Below are 20465 nucleotides of genomic sequence, written 5' to 3'. Positions count from 1 at the left end.
TCACTGGACACCCCACAAGCCACCGACTGAGCACGTCACCACTCCATCAGACAGCTCTGTACTCGGCTCCGTGATCATTGCGGGACACGCCTTAGTAGGGCTTGGTCAGGTGCGGTCCGTGATGGCGTGTCTTCTTGATCGGTCGTGTCCTTGATCGGGTGTGCTGGGTGGGGAGTTGGCTGCGGTCCGGTGTGATCTGGAGGACTTCGCGGCGGAGATGTTCGAGCCGTTCGCGCGGGCAGATCAGCGACGGTGGGGCGAGGTATATCTGCGGGGCCTGCTGCTGGACGGCGGGCGCAAGTCGGTGGAGCCGATGGCCGCCCGCCTGGGCGAAGACGGGAACCGGCAGGCCCTGGCCCACTTCGTCACTTCCAGCCCGTGGGATGCGGCACATGTTCGGGCCCGTTTGGCCTGGCGTATGCAGCCGGTCATCAAGCCCACCGCGTTGATCATCGATGGCACCGGGTTCCTCAAGGACGGGGACGCGTCCGCGTGCGTGCCCCGGCAGTACACCGGCACCGCGGGCAAGGTCACCAAGTGCCAGGCCGGGGTCTCGCTGCACATGGCTTCCAACGGCGCCTCGGCGGCGGTGAACTGGCGTCTGTTCCTGCCCGAGGGCTGGGATCCCGCCTCGCCGAAGGCCGATCCGGTCAAAGTGGTCCGCCGTGACAAGTGCGCCATCCCTGCCCGGGTGGGCCATGTCGAGAAGTGGCAGCTGGCCCTCGACATGATCGACGAGACGCGCTCCTGGGGCATCGAGGTGCCCCAGGTCATCGCCGACGGCGGCTATGGGGACACCGCCGCCTTCCGGCTTGGCCTGGAAGAACGCGGTCTCGACTACGTGGTGGGCATCTCGACCACGACCACCGCGCAACCCGAGGACGCGCAGCCGTGCACCCCGGCCTACTCCGGCCGGGGCCGGCGGCCGGTTCCTGCCTACCCCGATCCGGCGCAGAGGGTGAAGAGCCTGGTCATCGCGGCCGGCAGATCTTCCGCACGGCCAGTGCAGTGGAGGGAGGGATCGCGGCCGGGCAGTGGCCGCAGCGGGTACAAGCGCATGTACCCGCGCTTCGTGGCGCTGCGGATCCGGCCCGCCGGACGTGAGATCCGCAAGGTCACGGCCGCCACCGAGCTTCCGATGCGCTGGCTGCTGGCCGAATGGCCCGCCGGCCAGGACGAGCCCGTGCAGTTCTGGCTCTCCAACCTGCCCGAGACCACCCCGTTGCCCGTCCTCGTGCGCACCGCGAAGCTTCGCTGGCGCATCGAGAACGACTACCGCGAGACCCCGGAGCGCCGCCTGGACGTCGTGCGCACCCTGACGGACCACGGCATCGGCTGCGGGGTCCTGATGGCCCCTGTGATCCCCTTCCTGGGGGACAGCCCGGCCCAACTGCGCGCCACCGTACGGGCGATAGCGGCCTCCGGGGCCACCTCGGTGACCCCGCTCGTCCTGCATCTGCGGCCCGGCGCCCGGGAGTGGTTCATGGCCTGGCTCGAGCACTACCACCCCTATCTCGTCCGCCGTTACGAGCGGCTGTACGCGGAGGGCGCCTACGCGCCGAAGTGGTATCAGCGCCGGATCACCCGTCAGGTCCACGAGCTGGCCCAGGAGTACGGCATCGGTCCCACGCGCGCGGGGATGCCCCGCAGGATCGCCGCGCCCGCCGAGCCCGTGGTGCCCGCCACGCCGGAGCCGACCCAGCTCACCCTGCTCCGACCACGGCGAACGGCCGCCGCCCGGCCCGTTCCTGACGGCATCCGAGCGGATCACACGGCTCAATCGGGTCAAGACTTTCCAGAACGAGTTCTTCCGGGGCCCCTTTCCGGGACGATGCGGCGAAGGCCGTGGCGTGCACGGCTCAAAATCCTCCGTCCTTGGGAGGCTCTGTGAAGAAACGCGCAGCTGCTCTGTGCGGGGCGGCGGCCGTGCTGGCCGGGATGATCACGTCGATCCCCGCCGACGCGAGCGCCGGTTCCGCGACCGCACCGCGCACCACCCTCACCACCGCGAAACCCACCTGGAAGAAGTGCGGGACCAGCACCTATCCGACGCTCCAATGCGCGTCCCTGAAGGTGCCGCTGGACCACTCCAAGCCTCACGGCCGGCAGATCACCCTCGCCCTCTCACGCGTCCCGCACACCGCGAAGACGTACCAGGGGCCGCTGCTGGTGAACCCCGGCGGTCCCGGCGGCAGCGGGCTCTCGCTGGCCGGATTCGTCGCCTCCTCGCTGCCGAAGGCAGTGGCGGCGCAGTACGACATCATCGGCTTCGATCCGCGCGGTGTCGGCGCCAGCAGGCCCGCCCTGGACTGCAGGCCCGGGTCCTTCAACCCGGTGCGCCCGGACTCCGTGCCCAGCACCCCCGCGATCGAGAAGGCCAACCTCGACCGCGCCAAGGCCTTCGCGAAGGCGTGCGGCAAGAAGTACGCCGACCTGCTCCCGTACATCGACACGGTGAGCGCGGTCCGGGACATGGACTCCATCCGCGCCGCGCTCGGCGCCAAGAAGATCAACTACTTCGGTTACTCGTACGGCACCTACCTCGGTGCCGTGTACGCGAAGCTCTACCCGCAGCGCGTACGCCGTCTGGTGCTCGACTCCATCGTCGACCCCAGCGGTGTCTGGTACGAGGACAACATCGGCCAGGACTACGCCTTCAACGACCGCCACCAGGCGTTCATGGCCTGGGTCGCCAAGCACAACGCGACCTACAAGCTCGGCACGGACCCGGCCAGGGTCGAGGCCAAGTGGTACGCCATGCGCAAGGCGCTCGCCAAGAACCCCGCGGGCAAGAAGGTCGGCGCCTCCGAGCTGGAGGACACCTTCATCCCGGGCGGCTACTACAACGGCTACTGGCCCTCTCTCGCCGAGGCGTTCGCGGCCTATGTGAACGACAGGAAGACGGCCCCGCTCGTCGCGGCCTACGAGAAACTCGGCGCCATCGACGCCTCCGGCGACAACGGCTACAGCATCTACACCGCGGTGCAGTGCCGTGACGCGTCCTGGCCGCGCGACTGGAACCAGTGGCGCAAGGACAACTGGGCGGTGTACGGCAAGGCGCCGTTCATGGCCTGGAACAACGCCTGGTACAACGCGCCGTGCGCGTTCTGGCCGACGAAGACGCTGCGGCCGGTGAACATCGCCAACAAGGCGCTGCCGCCGACGCTGCTCTTCCAGGCCACGAACGACGCGGCCACTCCCTACCAGGGCGGCGTGACGGTCCATCACGCACTGCGCGGCTCCAGCCTGGTGGTCGAGCAGGGTGGCGGCAACCACGGCATCACGCTGAGCGGGAACGCCTGCCTGGACAAGTACCTGGCGGCGTACCTCACCAACGGCAAGGTGCCGCACGGCCACGGTGTGGCCGACGCGGTGTGCAAGAAGCTGCCGGATCCGGAGCCGCAGAGCACGAAGGCGGCGCTGTCCACCGCCTCGGGCGGTGCGTCCTCGGCAGGCACGGCGCTGCACGGGCTGCTCGGCTACCGCGGCTGAGCACGCCCTGACGGCCCGTCGGGGGCGTTGTCAGACCCATGGTCCACCATGGACGCATGAGTGAGCTGACCCGTATTCCCGCCCCCGACGGGGTCGCCCCCGCCGCCGCGTACTCGCACGTCGTCCTCGGTACGGGCCGCTTCGTCGCGGTCTCGGGACAGCTCGCCCTGGACGAGGACGGCGAACTCGTCGGCGCGGGCGACGCGGCGGCCCAGGCCCGCCAGGTGTTCGAGAACCTGCGCCGTTGCCTGGCCGCCGCCGGGGCGACCTTCGACGACGTCGTCAAACTCACCTTCTTCGTCACGGACATGGCCCACATGCCGGCCGTCCGCGCGGCCCGCGACGCCCACATACCCGCGGACCGCCTCCCGGCCGCGTCGGCGGTCCAGGTCGCCGCGCTGGTCCGCCCCGAGTTCCTGATGGAGATCGAGGCGTACGCGGTGGTGGGCGAGTGAGCGCACTCCCGGTCCGGATCCGGGAGATGGTCCTCGCGGACTGCGAGCGGGTGGCCGAGATCCGCGTCCGTGGCTGGCAGACCGCGTACCGGGGGCTGATGCCCCGGTCGTACCTCGACGCGCTCAGCGTGGCCGAGGACGCGGCCCGGCGGCGCGAGCGTTTCGGGCGGGGCGGCGGCACGATCGTGAACCTGGTCGCCGAGCGGGACGGCGAGGTGATCGGCTGGGCCTGCCACGGCCCGTACCGGGACGACGAAGCCCGCGGCGACGGCGTCGGGGCGGCCGAGTTGTACGCGATCTACGTCGATCCCGAGCGGGTCGGGTCCGGGGTGGGCCGCGCGCTTCTCACGGAGTCGATCGCCCGCTGCACCGCCGCGGGGCACGAGCGCATGCTGCTGTGGGTGCTCGAGGGAAACACCAGGGCACGTCGGTTCTACGCACAGGCCGGGTTCGGCCCCGACGGTGGCGAGGAACCCTTCGATGTGGACGGTGTCGCGGTGCCCGAGGTCCGGTACGCCCGCACCCTCACACGCCCGGGAACCGGCACCGGGGCGCGCCCGTAGCGGGGGAACATCTTTGCGGTTCCGACCGTTCCCGTGCGGACGTCACGGACTACGCTCGAAGGGCCGGGTCCGGAGCGCGACGGCACGGTGAGCACGGTCGACGAGGCGCTGCGGGAGGCGGCCCGTCGGCCGCCCGCCGTGTCACCCGGCCAGCCGGGCCAGCGCGTGCACCGCCGCCTCGGCGAGTGCCGGCTGGGCGAGCGCCTCGTTCAGGACGGGTCTCGCGCGTGCGTCCCCCAGCTCCCCGAGCCCCTCCACACAGGCCAGGGCGACTGCGCGGTAGGGGTCGTGGAGGCGCAGCCTGCGCCCCAGGGTGGTGATCAGCGCCGGCACGGCCTCGGGGGCGCGCAGCTCGACCAGGAGCCGTACGGGATGCAGCGCGTAGGCGACGCGCAGTTCGTTGGTGGCGAGCGCGGCCGCCGCGCGGGCCGTGCGCGGATCGCCGAGGCGGGCGAGCGCGTGCGCCGCGGACGCGCAGCGCTGGGGGTCGCGGTGGTTCAGCAGCAGGACGAGCGCCTCGAAGGCCCGCCGGTCCCCGGCGAGTCCGAGCCGGTAGGCGACCAACTCCCGGGCCCACAAGGGCTGTCCGGGCGCGATCAGCGCGTCGGCCAGCACATTCGGATCCTCGGTCGCCGCAAGTCGCTCGTACGCCGGCGAAGCCCCCGCCTCGTTTCGTAGACGCTCCGTGAGTGATCGCAACTCTTCGTCCATGAAGCCGAGCCTAGGCGCGGCCCCCGTCGCTCCGGGACCTACATCACAAACTCGGGGGCTGGCGCGCTCGTTACCGGCGGGTTAAGCTCAGACGAGCGAGTTACCCACTCGCGTCGTGCTTGCGGTGGCCTGGTGACGCAGCCACCGTGAGAGCAGTCGGTTCGGTACCTCAGGTACCTCACTACGACACGGCTCCGGGACAGGGCCGGTCGGCTTCACCGTTCCCTGGGTGCGCCCTCGCGGGCACCCCCCTCTGGACGGCACCGGGCGTGTGCGCTCGTCAGCCCGGAAACACCCGCACTCTCCGCACTCCGTGCGCCTCTTGGGCGTACCTGCGTGCGCTCCTCAGTCGTCACCCTCTTCCTGGAGTCCCGCGATGGCAACTCCCCTGTCCGACACCCCGCTGTCCCCCATCAAGACCGTTGCCGTCGTCGGCCTCGGCACGATGGGCACCGGTATCGCCGAGGTCCTCGTCCGGGCCGGCCGCGAGGTCATCGGCATCGACATCAGCGAGGCGGCGGCCGCCCAGGCCGTCTCCGCCCTCGAAGCCTCCACCGCCCGCGCCGTGCGACGCGAGCGCCTCAGTGAGCAGGACCGGGCCGACGCCCTGCCCCGCTTCCGCACCTTCACCGACCTCGCGGCCGCCGCCGACGCCGATCTGGTCATCGAGGTGACCCCGGAGTCGTACGACATCAAGCAGCAGGTCTTCCGCGCGCTGGACGGCATCGTGCGTCCGGACACCATCCTGGCCACCGGCACCAACGCCCTCTCGGTGACGCGCCTGGCCGCCGACTCGGCGCGCCCCGAGCGCGTCCTCGGCCTGCACTTCTTCAACCCGGCCCCCGCGATGAAGCTGGTCGAGGTCGTCTCCTCGGTGCTCACCGCGCCCGCGGCCGTCTCCGCGGTCACCAATCTCGCGCTCGACCTCGGCAAGGAGCCCGTCGCGGTCGGCGACCGTCCCGGCTTCGTCGCCGACGGGCTGCTGTTCGGCTACCTCAACCAGGCCGCCGCGATGTACGAGGCCAAGTACGCCTCCCGCGAGGACATCGACGCCGCGATGAAGCTCGGCTGCGGGCTGCCCATGGGCCCGCTCGCGCTGCTCGACCTGATCGGTGTCGACACCGCGCGGACGGTCCTGGAGGCCATGTACGCCGAGTCCCGCGACCGGCTGCACGCCCCCGCGCCCATCCTCAAGCAGCTCAGCGAGGCGGGCCTGACCGGCCGCAAGTCGGGGCGCGGCTTCTACTCCTACGAGGCGCCCGGCAGCGCGACGGTCGTGCGGGACGCGCTGACCCCCCTCTCCGGCGGCCCCGAGGTCCCCGGCCGCACGGTCCGCTCCGTCGGCGTCGCGGGCTCGGGGACCATGGCCTCCGGCATCGCCGAGGTCTTCGCGAAGGCCGGGTACGAGGTCGTCCTCGCCGCCCGCACCGAGGAGAAGGCACAGGCCGCGAAGGCCCGCATCGGCAAGTCCCTGGCCCGCTCGGTCGACAAGGGCCGGATGACCGCCGAGGCCGCCGCGAGCACCCTGGACCTGATCGTCCCGGCGGGCTCGTACGACGCCTTCGCCGACGTCGATCTCGCCCTGGAGGCGGTGGCCGAGGACCTGGAGGTCAAGCAGCAGCTGTTCGGGGTGTTCGACAAGGTCTGCAAGCCCGGCGCGATCCTCGCCACGACCACCTCCTCGCTGCCCGTCGTCGCCTGCGCCCGTGCCACCTCACGCCCCCAGGACGTGATCGGCATGCACTTCTTCAACCCGGCCCCGGCGATGAAGCTGGTCGAGGTGGTCCGGACCGTCCTGACCGCGGACGACGTGCACGCCACGGTCCGCGAGCTGTGCGGGAAGGTCCGCAAGCACCCGGTGGACTGCGGGGACCGCGCCGGTTTCATCGTGAACGCGCTGCTCTTCCCGTACCTGAACAACGCGATCAAGATGGTCCAGGAGCACTACGCCACCCTCGACGACATCGACGCCGCGATGAAGCTGGGCGGCGGTTACCCGATGGGGCCGTTCGAACTGCTCGACGTCGTCGGTCTGGACGTCTCGCTCGCCATCGAGAAGGTCCTGCACCGCGAGTTCCGCGACCCGGGTCTCGCCCCCGCGCCGCTCCTGGAGCATCTGGTGGCCGCGGGCTGCCTCGGCCGCAAGACGGGCCGCGGCTTCCGCGAATATGCCCGCCGCTGAGCGTCCCGGCGACCGGCTGGCCGACACCGCCGACTGGGGCGGACTGCTCGGCCCGGCCGGGAGCCCCCCGCCCGTCGAGGGCGGGGGGTTCCCCGGACATGCGCTTTCCCCTGCGCAGATGCAGTACGTTCGGGTCATGCCCCAGCCCGCCAAGTCCTCACGTACACCAGCCACGCCCGACGCTCCGGAGAGCGCCGCGGGCAGTCGCGCCGCCGCCCAACGGCTCAAGATGCGCCGAGAACTGGCGGCCGCGGCCATGGAGCTGTTCGCGACCAAGGGGTACGAGGCGACCACCGTCGACGAGATCGCGGCCCGGGCCGGGGTGGCCCGCCGCACGTTCTTCCGCCACTTCCGCTCCAAGGAAGAGGCGATCTTCCCCGATCACGACGACACCCTGATCCGCGCGGAGGCGGTCCTCAACGCGGCTCCGGCGCACGAGCACCCGCTCGACACGGTGTGCCGCGGCATCAAGGAAGTCATGACGATGTACGCGGCCCAGCCCGAGATCTCCGTCTCGCGCTACAAGCTGACCCGCGAGGTACCCACGCTCCGGGAGGCCGAGATCGCCTCCGTGGCCCGCTACGAGCGGCTCTTCACCCGCTATCTCCTGGGCCACTTCGACGAGCACGCGCACGACGACGACGCCAATGACGATCCGCTGCTCGCGGAGGTCGCCGCGTCCGCCGTGGTCACGGCCCACAACCACGTACTGCGGCGCTGGCTGCGGGCGGGGGGACAGGGCGACGTCGAGGCGCAGCTGGACCACGCCTTCTCCATCGTCCGCAAGACCTTCGGGACGGGGATCGGGGCCGGGCGGGAGACCACGCCCCGTACGGCGCCGGCGTCCGCCTTCACCGAGGGCGACGTCCTGGTGACCGTGGCCCGGGTCGACGCGCCGTTGGACCAGGTCATGCGGACCATCGAGCAGGCACTGCGGGAGCGGTCGTAGAACGCGGGCCGAGGGGGCCTTCCGGCGCCGGAGGCGCGGTCCCGCCCGGACTCACGCGCGCCCGGCGGACGGGCCGAGTCCCCTCCTGACGGCTCGGCCGGGGGCGAACCTGGGGGTCAGGGAGTCGTCCGGCTTTCCCGTCAGCAGCCCCGTCACCAGGCGTCCTGTCGCCGGGGCCAGCATCAGCCCGAGCATGTTGTGGCCGGTCGCCAGGACCACCCCGGGGTGCCCGGGGAGCGGGCCGATCAGGGGCAGCCCGTCCGTGGTCATGGGGCGCGGGCCCATCCACTCCTGTTCCCTGTGGTCCCAGTCCGCCTGGGGCAGATAGGGGCGGGCCGCCGCCACGATCGCGTCCACGCGGGACTGGCGGAAGTGGTCGGGGTCCCGGTCGAACTCCATCGTGCCCGCGACCCTCACCTTCCCCCGGGCTCTCGACTCCGCTCGGCAGGAAGGCGCCCCCGTGCCCATCGGCGCGAGGACCGCCTTGGCGGTGCCGAGGTGGACCAGGCGGCGCGGCAGGGGGTCGGCCGGGACCGAGAAGCTGTAGCCCTTGCCGGGGGCGAGGTCGATGTCGACGCCCAGGGAGCGGCGGATCTCGCGTGACCAGACTCCGGCGGCGACCACCACCTGGTCGGCGCCGTACGTGCCCGCGGTCGTCCGGACCTCCACGCGGCCCGCGCCCTCACGTACCGCGGTGACCCGGGCGCCCTCCACCAGCCCGGCCCCGTCCCGCCGCAGCCGCTCGGCGAGCGAGTCCACGAACCGGCCGGGGTCCAGTGACCACTGGCGTTCGACGAGGAATCCGGCGCGGGCGGCGGGGCCGAGCGTGGGCTCGAGCTCCGCGAGCGCGGAGGCGGCCAGAACCCCTTCGGCGGCCACCGGGGCGCCGAGGCGGCGGAAGGCCGCCACACCGTGCGCCGCGGCCTCGTACGACGGATACGCGAAGAGGAAGCCGTCCTTCCCGGCGCCGCCGTCCACGCCGAGCGCCTCCAGCTCCTCGAACAGCGCGAACGTGTCCTCGGCCAGCGCGGCGAGCGACGCGGCCCCGGCGTCGTACCTGCGGGCCGTGCTGTTCAGGCCGAGGCGGGCCAGGAAGCGCAGCAGCCGGACGTTCGGCACCGGATTGATCCACAGCGGGCTCTGCGGGCGGAACAGGCCGCTGAGCGCCTTGACGGCGACCCCCGGGGCGCCCAGGGGTTCGACGAGGTCGGGGCAGACCTCACCGGCGTTGCCGCGCGAGGCCCCGCTGCCGAGCCGGTCCCGTTCGAGGACGGTGACCTTGAGGCCCGCCCGACCGAGGTAGAACGCGCAGGTCAGGCCGATGACACCGCCGCCGAGGACGAGGACCGAGGAAGGGGGCCTGGTCACGAGAGCTCCTTCACCGCAAGGGAGGGATCGGGCGTCGTGGACGCCCCTTCGCCACTGGACTCGGCCAGGCTCTTGCCGCTCGTCTCGGGCGCCAGCCGGTAGGAGACCAGCCAGCCGGCCCCGCAGATCAGCGCGCCGAGGAGCATGGCGAGCCGGATGCTGTGGCCGAGCACCACGGGCGCGCCCCAGGTGCCGATGGCGGCTCCGATCCGGCTGGCCCCGGTCGCGAAACCGTTGGCGGTGGCGCGGACACCCGTCGGGAAGAGTTCGGAGGGGTAGATGGCCTGGAGGCACTGGCTGGAGAAGGACGCCACACCGAAGACGGCGAACAGCACGAGGACCGCCGCCGGACTCGGATCGGCGACCAGCGACAGGACGAGCAGCGGCACGGCCGACAGCGCGAAACTCCACAACAGCAGTGGCCTGCGAACCCTGTTGACGAAGAGGATCCCGGAGAGCGAACCGAGGATGTAGAAGATCTGGAGCGCCACCGAGCCCAGGTAGGCGGTGTTGCCGTGGGCGAGCCCGAGGGAGGACAGGATGGTGGGCTCGTACGTCGTGATGGCGTCGATCGGCAGCAACTGGCAGGCCCAGAACATCCCGACGAAGATCGTGCGGCGCAGATAGACGCCGCGGAAGATGTCCGTGTAGCGGGTGCGCGTCGTGGTCTCGGCCTCCAGATCCGTCAAGTCGGCTTCCGGGCCCAGCATTTGGCGGACGACCTGGGCGGCCTCGTCGGTCCGGCCCTGGCTCATCAGCCGGCGCGGCGACTCCGGCGTACCGAATCGCATCAAGAGGATGAGGGCCGCGGGTACGGCGCTGCTGGCCATCATCAGGCGCCAGTCGTCGTGCCCGGATCGCATCATGAGCCAGCCGACGACGTAGGCCGTCGCGGCGCCGACCCAGCACGCCACCGACCCGACACGCCGCCGCTCCAGCACGCCACCGCTCCAGCCGGACGGACGGACGGGCGCCGCGAGTCGTGGGCCGAAAAGTGCCGCCCTCGGGCCGGCACGGCCCTTCGTCCCGTCGCCCGCACCCCCGGCTCCGCCGCCGAGCGCCCCCGTCGTCGACCGCCCGGCGCACCCGACGCCCGGCGCTCCCCGGGACGTCTCGCCGGCCCTCCGCGACGCCGGCTCACCCCGACGCCGCCCCCGCACGCGCCCCCACACCGGAACCCGCACGCCGTGCCACCGACACCAGGTGTTCTCCGAAGCGGCCCGCCATCCCGCGCCTCCGGCCCGCATACCGGCCCCGCCATACCACCGCTGACCAGTGCATTTTGATCGATCATCGGTCGATCTGATCGATCATCGCTCACGTGTTACGTAAAGATTTCACCTGAGCGAAACTCATGGCACTCCGTGCCTTGCACGGTGACACGCCGTGCCATACGTTGATGTTGTCCGGGCGGCCGGCGTGCAGAGACCTTTCGTACGCCGGCTGTCCCCGCAAGCCACGGCGAGCGCGCCCGGACGCCTGCGTCACAGGCAACCTTTTGCGCCAACCCGGCGCTGCCACCGCACCACCCCTCCGCCGAACCGACGGCACACCCCTCACTTCCAGCAGCAGCACCGACGTAACCCTCAAGTGTCTTCCCTCAAGACGCTCATCGCCGGAGGCAACACCGTGAAGGACATCCTGGACGCGATTCAGTCGAAGACGGCCACGTCTGCCGACTTCGCCGCTCTTCCGCTCCCCGAGTCGTACCGCGCGATCACCGTGCACAAGGACGAGACGGAGATGTTCGCGGGGCTCACCACCCGCGACAAGGACCCCCGCAAGTCGATCCACCTGGACGACGTGCCGGTGCCGGAGCTCGGCCCGGGCGAGGCCCTGGTGGCCGTGATGGCCTCCTCGGTCAACTACAACTCGGTCTGGACCTCGATCTTCGAGCCGATGTCGACCTTCGGCTTCCTGGAGCGCTACGGCAGGCTCAGCGAGCTCACCAAGCGCCACGACCTGCCGTACCACGTCATCGGTTCCGACCTCGCGGGCGTCGTCCTGCGCACCGGCCCCGGCGTCAACGCCTGGAAGCCCGGTGACGAGGTCGTCGCGCACTGTCTGTCCGTCGAGCTGGAGTCCAGCGACGGGCACAACGACACGATGCTCGACCCCGAGCAGCGCATCTGGGGCTTCGAGACCAACTTCGGCGGCCTCGCCGAGATAGCCCTCGTCAAGTCCAACCAGCTGATGCCCAAGCCCGACCACCTGTCGTGGGAGGAGGCCGCCGCTCCCGGGCTCGTGAACTCCACCGCGTACCGGCAGCTCGTGTCGAGGAACGGCGCCGGCATGAAGCAGGGCGACAACGTCCTCATCTGGGGCGCGAGCGGCGGGCTCGGCTCGTACGCCACGCAGTTCGCGCTCGCCGGCGGCGCCAACCCCATCTGCGTCGTCAGCAGCGACCAGAAGGCGGACATCTGCCGGTCGATGGGCGCCGAGGCGATCATCGACCGCAACGCCGAGGGCTTCAAGTTCTGGAAGGACGAGCACAACCAGGACCCGAAGGAGTGGAAGCGGTTCGGCAAGCGCATCCGTGAGCTGACGGGCGGCGAGGACGTCGACATCGTCTTCGAGCACCCGGGCCGCGAGACCTTCGGAGCCTCCGTCTACGTCACCCGCAAGGGCGGCACCATCGTCACCTGCGCCTCCACCTCGGGCTACAACCACGAGTACGACAACCGCTACCTGTGGATGTCGCTGAAGCGCATCATCGGCTCGCACTTCGCCAACTACCGCGAGGCCTGGGAGGCCAACCGGCTGGTCGCCAAGGGCAAGATCCACCCGACGCTCTCCAAGGTGTACTCCCTGGAGGAGACCGGGCAGGCCGCGTACGACGTCCACCGCAACCTCCACCAGGGCAAGGTCGGCGTGCTCGCGCTGGCGCCCCGCGAGGGCCTGGGCGTGCGCGACGAGGAGAAGCGCGCCCAGCACATCGACGCCATCAACCGCTTCCGGAACGTCTGAGGTCCCGAGATGACTGAGCGTCAGAACGCCGCTGGACGGCGGGAGAAGGACCGGCCGTGGCTCATGCGGACCTACGCCGGTCACTCCACCGCCGAGGCGTCCAACGAGTTGTACCGGCGCAACCTCGCCAAGGGGCAGACGGGTCTCTCCGTGGCCTTCGACCTGCCCACGCAGACCGGGTACGACCCCGACCACATCCTCGCCCGCGGCGAGGTCGGCCGGGTCGGGGTGCCGGTCTCGCACCTCGGTGACATGCGCCGGCTGTTCCAGGACATCCCCCTGGAGCAGATGAACACCTCGATGACCATCAACGCCACCGCCATGTGGCTGCTGGCGCTCTACCAGGTCGTCGCCGAGGAGCAGGGCGCCGACATCACCAAGCTCCAGGGGACGACGCAGAACGACATCGTCAAGGAGTACCTGTCGCGGGGTACGCATGTCTTTCCGCCGGTGCCCTCACTCCGGCTGACGACGGACATGATCGCGTACACGGTCTCCCACATCCCCAAGTGGAACCCGATCAACATCTGCTCGTACCACCTCCAGGAGGCGGGCGCGACCCCCGTCCAGGAGATCGCGTACGCGATGTCGACGGCCATCGCGGTGCTGGACGCCGTCCGCGACTCGGGGCAGGTGCCCGCCGAGAAGTTCGGTGACGTCGTCGCCCGTATCTCCTTCTTCGTGAACGCGGGCGTCCGGTTCATCGAGGAGATGTGCAAGATGCGGGCGTTCGGGCGGATCTGGGACCAGGTCACGCGCGAGCGGTACGGCATCCAGGACGCCAAGCAGCGGCGTTTCCGCTACGGCGTCCAGGTCAACTCGCTCGGTCTGACCGAGGCGCAGCCGGAGAACAACGTCCAGCGGATCGTCCTCGAGATGCTGGCCGTGACGCTGTCGAAGGACGCACGCGCGCGTGCCGTGCAGCTGCCCGCCTGGAACGAGGCCCTCGGGCTGCCCCGGCCCTGGGACCAGCAGTGGTCGCTGCGCATCCAGCAGGTGCTGGCGCACGAGAGCGACCTGCTGGAGTACGAGGACATCTTCGAGGGCTCGCACGTCATCGAGGCGAAGGTCACGGCGCTCGTCGAGGAGTCGCTCGCCGAGATGGACCGGATCGACGAGATGGGCGGGGCGATGGCCGCCGTCGAGTCGGGCTACCTGAAGTCGCAGCTCGTCTCCTCGCACGCCGAGCGCCGGGCCCGGATCGAGGGGGGCACCGAGAAGATCGTCGGCGTCAACATCTTCGAGTCGACGGAGCCGAACCCGCTCACCGCCGATCTGGACGCGGCGATCCAGACCGTCGACCCGGCCGTCGAGGCCCGTGTCGTCGCCGCGCTCCAGCAGTGGCGCGACACGCGCTATCAGCCGCCGTTCAACCACCCGCGCCCCTGCAAGGCGCTGGAGCGGCTGAAGGAGGCGGCCAAGGGCACCGACAACCTCATGGAGGCCACCCTGGAGTGCGCCCGCGCCGGGGTCACGACCGGCGAGTGGTCCGAGGCCCTGCGTGAGGTGTTCGGCGAGTTCCGCGCCCCGACCGGCGTCTCGTCCGCGCCCGTCGCGGTCACCGCCGAGGAGGGCACCGCGCTGGCGCTGGTGCGCCGCAAGGTCGAGGAGACCGCCCGCGAACTCGGCGTCGGCAAGCTCCGCTTCCTGGTGGGCAAGCCGGGCCTGGACGGGCACTCCAACGGCGCCGAGCAGATCGCCGTGCGCGCCCGCGACGCCGGGTTCGAGGTGGTCTACCAGGGCATCCGGCTCACGCCCGAACAGATCGTGGACGCGGCCGTCGCCGAGGACGTGCACGGCGTCGGCCTGTCCATCCTGTCCGGCTCGCACGCCCAGTTGGTGCCGGACGTGCTGGAGCGGCTGCGCGAGGCCGGCGCGGCCGACATCCCGGTGATCGCCGGCGGGATCATCCCGAACGCCGACGCCGAACTGCTGCGTGCCGCGGGAGTCGCCGCGGTATTCACACCGAAGGACTTCGACATCACCGGAATCATCGGCCGTATCGTCGACGAGATCCGGAAAGCGAACAAGCTCGATCCCCTGGAGGTCCCCGCATGACCACGCCCGTCAACCGCCTTCGCCCGCGGCGTTCCTGCCTGGCCGTGCCCGGTTCGAACCCCCGCTTCCTGGAGAAGGCCCAGGGCCTCCCCGCGGACCAGGTCTTCCTGGACCTGGAGGACGCCTGCGCCCCGCTCGCCAAGCCCGAGGCGCGGCACACCATCGTGAAGTTCCTGAACGAGGGCGACTGGACCGGCAAGACGCGGGTCGTGCGGGTGAACGACTGGACGACGCACTGGACGTACCGCGATGTCGTCACGGTCGTCGAGGGCGCGGGCCAGAACCTCGACTGCATCATGCTGCCGAAGGTCCAGGACGCCCAGCAGGTCGTCGCGCTCGACCTGCTGCTGACGCAGATCGAGAAGACGATGGGCTTCGAGGTCGGCAAGATCGGCATCGAGGCGCAGATCGAGAACGCGAAGGGGCTCGTCAACGTCGACGAGATCGCCGGGGCCTCACCGCGTGTAGAGACCATCATCTTCGGCCCGGCCGACTTCATGGCCTCCATCAACATGAAGTCGCTGGTCGTGGGCGAGCAGCCGCCGGGCTACCCGGCGGACGCGTACCACTACATCCTGATGCGCATCCTGATGGCCGCCCGTACGCACGACCTCCAGGCGATCGACGGCCCCTACCTCCAGATCCGCAACCCGGAGGGCTACCGCGAGGTCGCCCGGCGCGCCGCCGCCCTGGGCTTCGACGGCAAGTGGGTGCTGCACCCGGACCAGGTCGCCGCGGCCAACGAGATCTTCTCGCCCTCCCAGGAGGACTTCGACCACGCCGAACTCATCCTCGACGCGTACGAGTACTACACGTCCGAGGCGGGCGGCAAGAAGGGCTCGGCGATGCTCGGCGACGAGATGATCGACGAGGCCAGCCGCAAGATGGCCCTGGTCATCTCGGGCAAGGGCCGGGCGGCCGGCATGCAGCGCACGTCCAAGTTCGAAGCCCCGGAGGCCTGAGCAGCATGCAGTTCGGACGCACGTACGAGGAGTTCGAGGTCGGTGCGGTCTACAAGCACTGGCCCGGAAAGACCGTCACGGAGTACGACGACCACCTCTTCTGTCTCCTGACCATGAACCACCACCCCCTCCACATGGACACGAACTATGCGGAGAAGACGACGGATTTCGGCAGGAACGTCGTCGTGGGCAACTACATCTACTCGCTGCTGCTCGGCATGTCCGTCCCGGACGTCTCCGGGAAGGCGATCGCCAACCTGGAGATCGAGTCGCTGAAGCACGTGGCGCCGACCTTCCACGGCGACACGATCTACGGCGAGACCACGGTCCTCGACAAAACGCCCTCGAAGTCGAAGAGCGACCGCGGGATCGTCTACGTCGAGACCAAGGGCTACAAGCAGGACGGCACGCTGGTGTGCGTGTTCCGCCGCAAGGTCATGGTGCCGACCGAGACGTACATCAAGGAGCGCGGGGGCGAGCAGCCCGGCCGCCCGGAGCTGACCGCACCCGCGGAAAAGAAGACGGAGAAGTAGCCATGGCGCGACTCGCCCAGACCGCCGGTCTCACCGACGTCCAGCAGGAGATCCTCTCCACCGTCCGCGACTTCGTGGACAAGGAGATCATCCCGGTCGCGACCGAGCTGGAGCACCGCGACGAGTACCCCCAGCAGATCGTCGACGGCCTCAAGGAACTGGGCCTGTTCGGCCTGATGATCCCCGAGGAGTACGGGGGCCTGGGCGAGTCCCTCCTCACCTACGCGCTCTGCGTCGAGGAGATCGCCCGCGGCTGGATGTCGGTCTCCGGCATCATCAACACGCACTTCATCGTGGCGTACATGCTCAAGCAGCACGGCACGCAGGAGCAGAAGGACCACTTCCTGCCCCGGATGGCACTGGGCGAGGTGCGCGGCGCGTTCTCGATGTCGGAGCCGGCTCTGGGCTCGGACGTCTCCGCGATCACCTCGAAGGCGGTCAGGGACGGCGACGAGTACGTCCTGAACGGTCAGAAGATGTGGCTGACGAACGGCGGCTCGTCGAACCTGGTGGCCGTGCTCGTACGAAGTGACGAAGGACACCCGGAGGGCACCGCGCCCCACAAGTCGATGACGACCTTCCTGGTCGAGAAGGAGCCCGGCTTCGGAGAGGTCCGCCCCGGCCTCACCATTCCCGGGAAGATCGACAAGATGGGCTACAAGGGCGTCGACACCACCGAGCTCATCATGGACGGACTGCGCGTTCCGGCCAATCGGGTACTCGGCGGCACCACTGGCCGAGGGTTTTACCAAATGATGGACGGAGTCGAGGTCGGCCGCGTCAACGTGGCGGCACGTGGTTGCGGTGTCGCACAGCGTGCGTTCGAGCTGGGTGTCTCGTATGCCCAGCAGCGTCACACTTTCGGCAAGCCGATCGCGCAGCACCAGGCCATCCAGTTCAAGCTGGCCGAGATGGCCACCAAGGTCGAAGCGGCCCATGCAATGATGGTGAACGCGGCCCGCAAAAAGGACTCCGGAGAACGAAACGACCTCGAGGCGGGGATGGCGAAGTACCTCGCCTCCGAATACTGCAAGGAAGTGGTCGAGGACGCCTTCCGGATCCACGGGGGCTACGGCTTCTCCAAGGAGTACGAGATCGAGCGCCTCTACCGCGAGGCACCGATGCTGCTGATCGGCGAAGGTACCGCCGAAATCCAGAAAATGATCATCGGGCGCCGACTGCTCGAAGAGTATCGACTCCAGGGTTAAGCAGGGTTGGATGTCCTGGTACGGGGTGTTTTCTTCGAGAAGAAGATCACACCCCGTCAACACTCTTCGGCCGCCGACTCGGCTTCCTGGCTTGCCCAGTTGCGGCCCACGCCCGGTACGATCCCGGGAAAGCCGCCGTCCCCCGTTCCAGCGCGGCATCATCCGCTACGAAGGTCATCCATGCCCCACAGCCAAACCTCTGCACCTCGCGACAGCCTGGTCGGCGTACGCCTTGCGCGCGGAGCATCGCCGTGGCTTCTCCCGACCGTCGCCACCGCAGCACTCAGTCTGGCCAAGGCACGCCGCTCCGGCGCCGCCAAGGCCGTGGCCGTACCCGCCACCGCGCTCGCGGCGGGCATGCTGTGGTTCTTCCGCGACCCCGAGCGCGAGATCGCCCCGGGCCGTGTCATCTCGCCCGCCGACGGTGTGGTGCAGAGCATCATGCCGTGGAAGGACGGACGCACCCGCGTCGCGATCTTCATGAGCCCTCTGAACGTCCACGTCAACCGCGCGCCGCTCTCCGGCACGGTGACCTCGGTCGAGCACATCCCCGGTGGGTTCGTTCCGGCGTTCAACAAGGAAAGCGAGAACAACGAGCGCGTCGTCTGGCATTTCGACACCGAACTCGGTGACATCGAGATGATCCAGATCGCCGGCGCGGTCGCCCGCCGTATCGTTCCTTATATCCCGCAAGGTACGAAGGTCGAGCAGGGCGACCGGATCGGTCTCATCCGCTTCGGCTCGCGCGTCGACATCTACCTCCCCGAGGGTGTCGAGGTCGATGTGGAAGTCGGTCAGAAGACCGTGGCTGGGGTGACTCGAATTGACCGTGATTGATCCTGAGACTCAGGCCGGCTGGGTGCCGGAGGCCGACGAGGTGGACGACGAGGAGGAGATGCCCCTCTCTCTCCGCCTCTCAATAGCGGACACCCTCACCCTCGGCAACGCCACGTGCGGCTTCATGGCGGTGTACTTCACCACCACGGGCATTCTGATCCCGCACCTCACCGGCAGCCAGGAGTCGGGCATGGCGCGCCACAGCGCCGCCACGGCCGTCATCCTGATGCTCTGCGCCGCGGTCTTCGACCTCTTCGACGGCCTCGTCGCCCGCAAGCTGCGCTCCTCCCCCATGGGCGCGGAACTGGACAACCTGTCGGACCTGATCAGCTTCGGTCTGGCGCCCGCGTACTTCGTCCTCGTCTACGGCATGGTCGCGGACGACGCGCACCAGAGAATGGCGGCGCTCGGCGCGATCGTGGTGTTGCTCGCGGTCGTCCTCCGCCTCGCCCGCTTCTCCTGTGTCACGGTGAAGGACGGCACGTTCCAGGGCATGCCGTCGCCGTTCGGAGCGCTGACGGTGGTCTCGATCGTGCTCCTGGAGCTGCCCTTCGCGGCGACGCTGATGGCGATCCTCGGCACGGCGTGGCTGATGGTGAGCCGGGTGGAGTACCCGAAGCCGCGGGGCCGCCTCGCGGTGGCGATGCTCTCCTGGATCGTCCTGTCCATGGGTCTGTTGGCGGCGTGGGCCTTCGACGCCCCCAGCGGTCAGCTCCTGCTCCAGACCGGCTGTGCGCTGCAGCTCGTCATGGGTGCGGTGATTCCGCTGTTCGCGACGGCTCGGCGGGTGAACAACTTCCGCGACAACCGGCGTGAGGCACGGGCGGCGCAGCTGCCATAGCTTTTCCTCGTACACGCCCGAAGGGGCCCGAACCAGACAACCGGTTCGGGCCCCTTCGTCGTACCTCGTCGTACCTCGCAGTCCCTGGGACGGGCCAGGTCACGCCAGGTCAGGTCAGGTCAGGAAGTCACGGGCGATGTTCTGGGCCACCGTCTCCAGGATCGGCCCCGCGTCGGAGATGCATCGCGCGATGTCGGGCTCGACCTCCGTGAGGGGGTAGGCGCGCCGGATGCCGGCCCTGCCGAGCGCCTCCGGGCGCAGTGCCAGGCGCCCGCACACCGCGACGACCTCCTTGCCGCCGGCACGGGCGGCCGCAGCCACCCCCGCCGGAGCCTTGCCGTGGAGGGTCTGTTCGTCGAGGGAACCCTCACCGGTGATCACCAGGGTGGCCCTCTCCAGCGCGGGCGCGAAGCCGAGGACGTCGAGCATCACCTCGATACCGGGACGGAACCGGGCGCCCAGGACCAGCGCGCCGTAGCCGATGCCACCCGCGGCTCCCGCCCCCGGCGCCGCGGCGTACTCCGTGGCGCTGGACCCGATCGACTTCTCCAGAACCGCGGCGAAGTGCCCGAGGGCCGCGTCCAGGATCTCCACGTCGTCGGGGCTCGCCCCCTTCTGGGGGCCGTACACGGCGGGCGCGCCCTTCGGCCCGGTGAGCGGGTTGTCCACGTCGCTGGCGAGGACGAGGTCCACGGAGGACAGCCGGGGGTCCAGGCCGGACAGGTCCGCGGTCGCCACGTCGCTCAGCGCCGCACCGCCGGGAGCCACCGGCTCCCCCTCCGCGTCCACGAACCGCGCCCCGAGCGCGGACAGCATCCCCGCCCCGCCGTCCGTCGTCGCGCTGCCGCCCACACCGAACACGATCGTCCGGGCCCCGGCGTCCAGCGCGGCCCGCAGGAGCTCCCCGGACCCGTACGTGGACGACGTCAGCGGCGCGAACACCCCGGCGGGCAGCCGCTGCAATCCGCTCGCCTCCGCCATCTCCACCACCGCGGTGTCGCCGCGCAGCGCGAAGGCGGCGGTGAGCTCGTCGCCCAGCGGGCCCGCGACCCGCACCTCCCGCCGCTCGAACCCGGCCGCGACCGCCGCGTCCACGGTCCCGTCGCCGCCGTCGGCCACGGGCAGCGCCTCGACCTCGACACCCGGCACGACGCGGCGCAGCCCGGTCATGACGCGCTCCGCGACCTGCACGGCGGTCAGCGACCCCTTGAACTTGTCCGCGGCGATCAGCACCCGCGGAACACGCCCGGTGCCCGCACGTGTCGTCTTCACAGCAGAGTCCGCCACCTTGCATTCCCCTTGCTTTCCGGCCTCGCACACGTCAAGGCAGTCGCGCCGC

Annotated in this window: 16 protein-coding genes and 2 pseudogenes; 14 read left to right on the top strand and 4 right to left on the bottom strand. The window is 70.2% G+C overall.

Annotated elements, in window-relative coordinates; translation table 11 throughout:
• Positions 1-160 precede the first annotated feature (160 nt).
• The 5 genes and pseudogenes from ACZ69M_RS41245 to ACZ69M_RS41225 all read left to right on the top strand — a co-directional run.
• Positions 161-1282 (top strand): annotated as a pseudogene (locus ACZ69M_RS41245) (IS701 family transposase); the annotation flags it as partial.
• A pseudogene (locus ACZ69M_RS41240) lies at positions 1283-1714 on the top strand (radical SAM family protein); the annotation flags it as partial.
• A 173-nt stretch (positions 1715-1887) separates the two neighbouring features.
• Positions 1888-3492, top strand: a complete 1605-nt coding sequence (locus tag ACZ69M_RS41235; protein ID WP_470058206.1) for an alpha/beta hydrolase — start codon at positions 1888-1890, stop codon at positions 3490-3492.
• Positions 3493-3548: 56 nt separating this feature from the next.
• Positions 3549-3947 carry a RidA family protein gene (locus tag ACZ69M_RS41230; protein WP_381959928.1) on the top strand — a complete coding sequence of 133 codons (399 nt, stop codon included), beginning with the start codon at positions 3549-3551 and terminating at the stop codon, positions 3945-3947.
• 26 nt (positions 3948-3973) lie between these two features.
• A complete protein-coding gene (locus ACZ69M_RS41225; protein ID WP_470058223.1) occupies positions 3974-4510 on the top strand; it encodes a GNAT family N-acetyltransferase in 537 nt (178 codons plus the stop codon).
• Between the two features lie 141 nt (positions 4511-4651).
• Here ACZ69M_RS41225 and ACZ69M_RS41220 read toward each other — a convergent pair whose 3' ends face one another.
• Positions 4652-5221: an adenylosuccinate lyase gene (locus tag ACZ69M_RS41220; protein WP_470058204.1), complete on the bottom strand. Its 570-nt coding sequence runs from the start codon at positions 5219-5221 to the stop codon at positions 4652-4654.
• 376 nt (positions 5222-5597) lie between these two features.
• On the opposite strand from ACZ69M_RS41220, the gene ACZ69M_RS41215 reads away from it, so the two are divergent.
• Together ACZ69M_RS41215 and ACZ69M_RS41210 are read left to right on the top strand one after the other, a co-directional pair.
• Positions 5598-7403 (top strand): 3-hydroxyacyl-CoA dehydrogenase family protein, encoded by a 1806-nt coding sequence (locus ACZ69M_RS41215; RefSeq protein WP_352044673.1) that lies wholly within the window; start codon positions 5598-5600, stop codon positions 7401-7403.
• 136 nt (positions 7404-7539) lie between these two features.
• Entirely contained in the window at positions 7540-8352 is an 813-nt protein-coding gene (locus ACZ69M_RS41210) for a TetR family transcriptional regulator (RefSeq protein WP_352044672.1), read from the top strand.
• 51 nt (positions 8353-8403) lie between these two features.
• On the opposite strand, the gene ACZ69M_RS41205 is transcribed toward ACZ69M_RS41210, so the two are convergent.
• Positions 8404-9720, bottom strand: coding sequence for an NAD(P)/FAD-dependent oxidoreductase (locus ACZ69M_RS41205; RefSeq protein ID WP_470058202.1), 1317 nt, complete (start codon positions 9718-9720; stop codon positions 8404-8406).
• Complete coding sequence (locus ACZ69M_RS41200; protein ID WP_470058201.1) at positions 9717-10661, bottom strand: MFS transporter; 945 nt, start codon at positions 10659-10661, stop codon at positions 9717-9719. Before ACZ69M_RS41200 ends, ACZ69M_RS41205 begins: the two co-directional genes overlap by 4 nt.
• A gap of 688 nt (positions 10662-11349) precedes the next feature.
• Between ACZ69M_RS41200 and ccrA the strand changes: the two genes are divergently transcribed.
• The 7 genes from ccrA to pssA all read left to right on the top strand — a co-directional run bounded on the left by ccrA (position 11350) and on the right by pssA (position 19126).
• A complete protein-coding gene (ccrA, locus tag ACZ69M_RS41195; RefSeq protein WP_470058222.1) occupies positions 11350-12687 on the top strand; it encodes a crotonyl-CoA carboxylase/reductase in 1338 nt (445 codons plus the stop codon).
• Between the two features lie 9 nt (positions 12688-12696).
• Positions 12697-14745 (top strand): protein meaA, encoded by a 2049-nt coding sequence (locus ACZ69M_RS41190; protein WP_470058200.1) that lies wholly within the window; start codon positions 12697-12699, stop codon positions 14743-14745.
• The gene (locus ACZ69M_RS41185) at positions 14742-15707 is read left to right on the top strand and encodes an HpcH/HpaI aldolase/citrate lyase family protein (protein ID WP_470058198.1); all 966 of its coding nucleotides are present in this window, start codon (positions 14742-14744) and stop codon (positions 15705-15707) included. The genes ACZ69M_RS41190 and ACZ69M_RS41185 overlap by 4 nt, the downstream gene beginning before the upstream one ends.
• 5 nt (positions 15708-15712) lie before the next feature.
• Positions 15713-16240, top strand: a complete 528-nt coding sequence (locus ACZ69M_RS41180) for a MaoC family dehydratase (RefSeq protein WP_470058195.1) — start codon at positions 15713-15715, stop codon at positions 16238-16240.
• Positions 16241-16242: 2 nt separating this feature from the next.
• Positions 16243-17448 (top strand): acyl-CoA dehydrogenase family protein, encoded by a 1206-nt coding sequence (locus tag ACZ69M_RS41175; protein ID WP_054230299.1) that lies wholly within the window; start codon positions 16243-16245, stop codon positions 17446-17448.
• Between the two features lie 180 nt (positions 17449-17628).
• On the top strand, positions 17629-18285 hold the full coding sequence (locus ACZ69M_RS41170) for a phosphatidylserine decarboxylase (protein ID WP_352044666.1): 657 nt from the start codon (positions 17629-17631) through the stop codon (positions 18283-18285).
• A 22-nt stretch (positions 18286-18307) separates the two neighbouring features.
• The gene (gene pssA / locus ACZ69M_RS41165; RefSeq protein ID WP_355314172.1) at positions 18308-19126 is read left to right on the top strand and encodes a CDP-diacylglycerol--serine O-phosphatidyltransferase; all 819 of its coding nucleotides are present in this window, start codon (positions 18308-18310) and stop codon (positions 19124-19126) included.
• A gap of 114 nt (positions 19127-19240) precedes the next feature.
• Here the strand turns inward: pssA and ACZ69M_RS41160 are convergent, their stop codons facing one another.
• On the bottom strand, positions 19241-20359 hold the full coding sequence (locus ACZ69M_RS41160) for a glycerate kinase (RefSeq protein ID WP_470058220.1): 1119 nt from the start codon (positions 20357-20359) through the stop codon (positions 19241-19243).
• Between the last annotated feature and the right edge of the window lie 106 nt (positions 20360-20465).

It is taken from the genome of Streptomyces sp. NPDC107454 (assembly GCF_055582885.1).
Note: the sequence above shows the minus strand (reverse complement) of the source record. Positions and strands in the feature narration are given on the sequence as shown.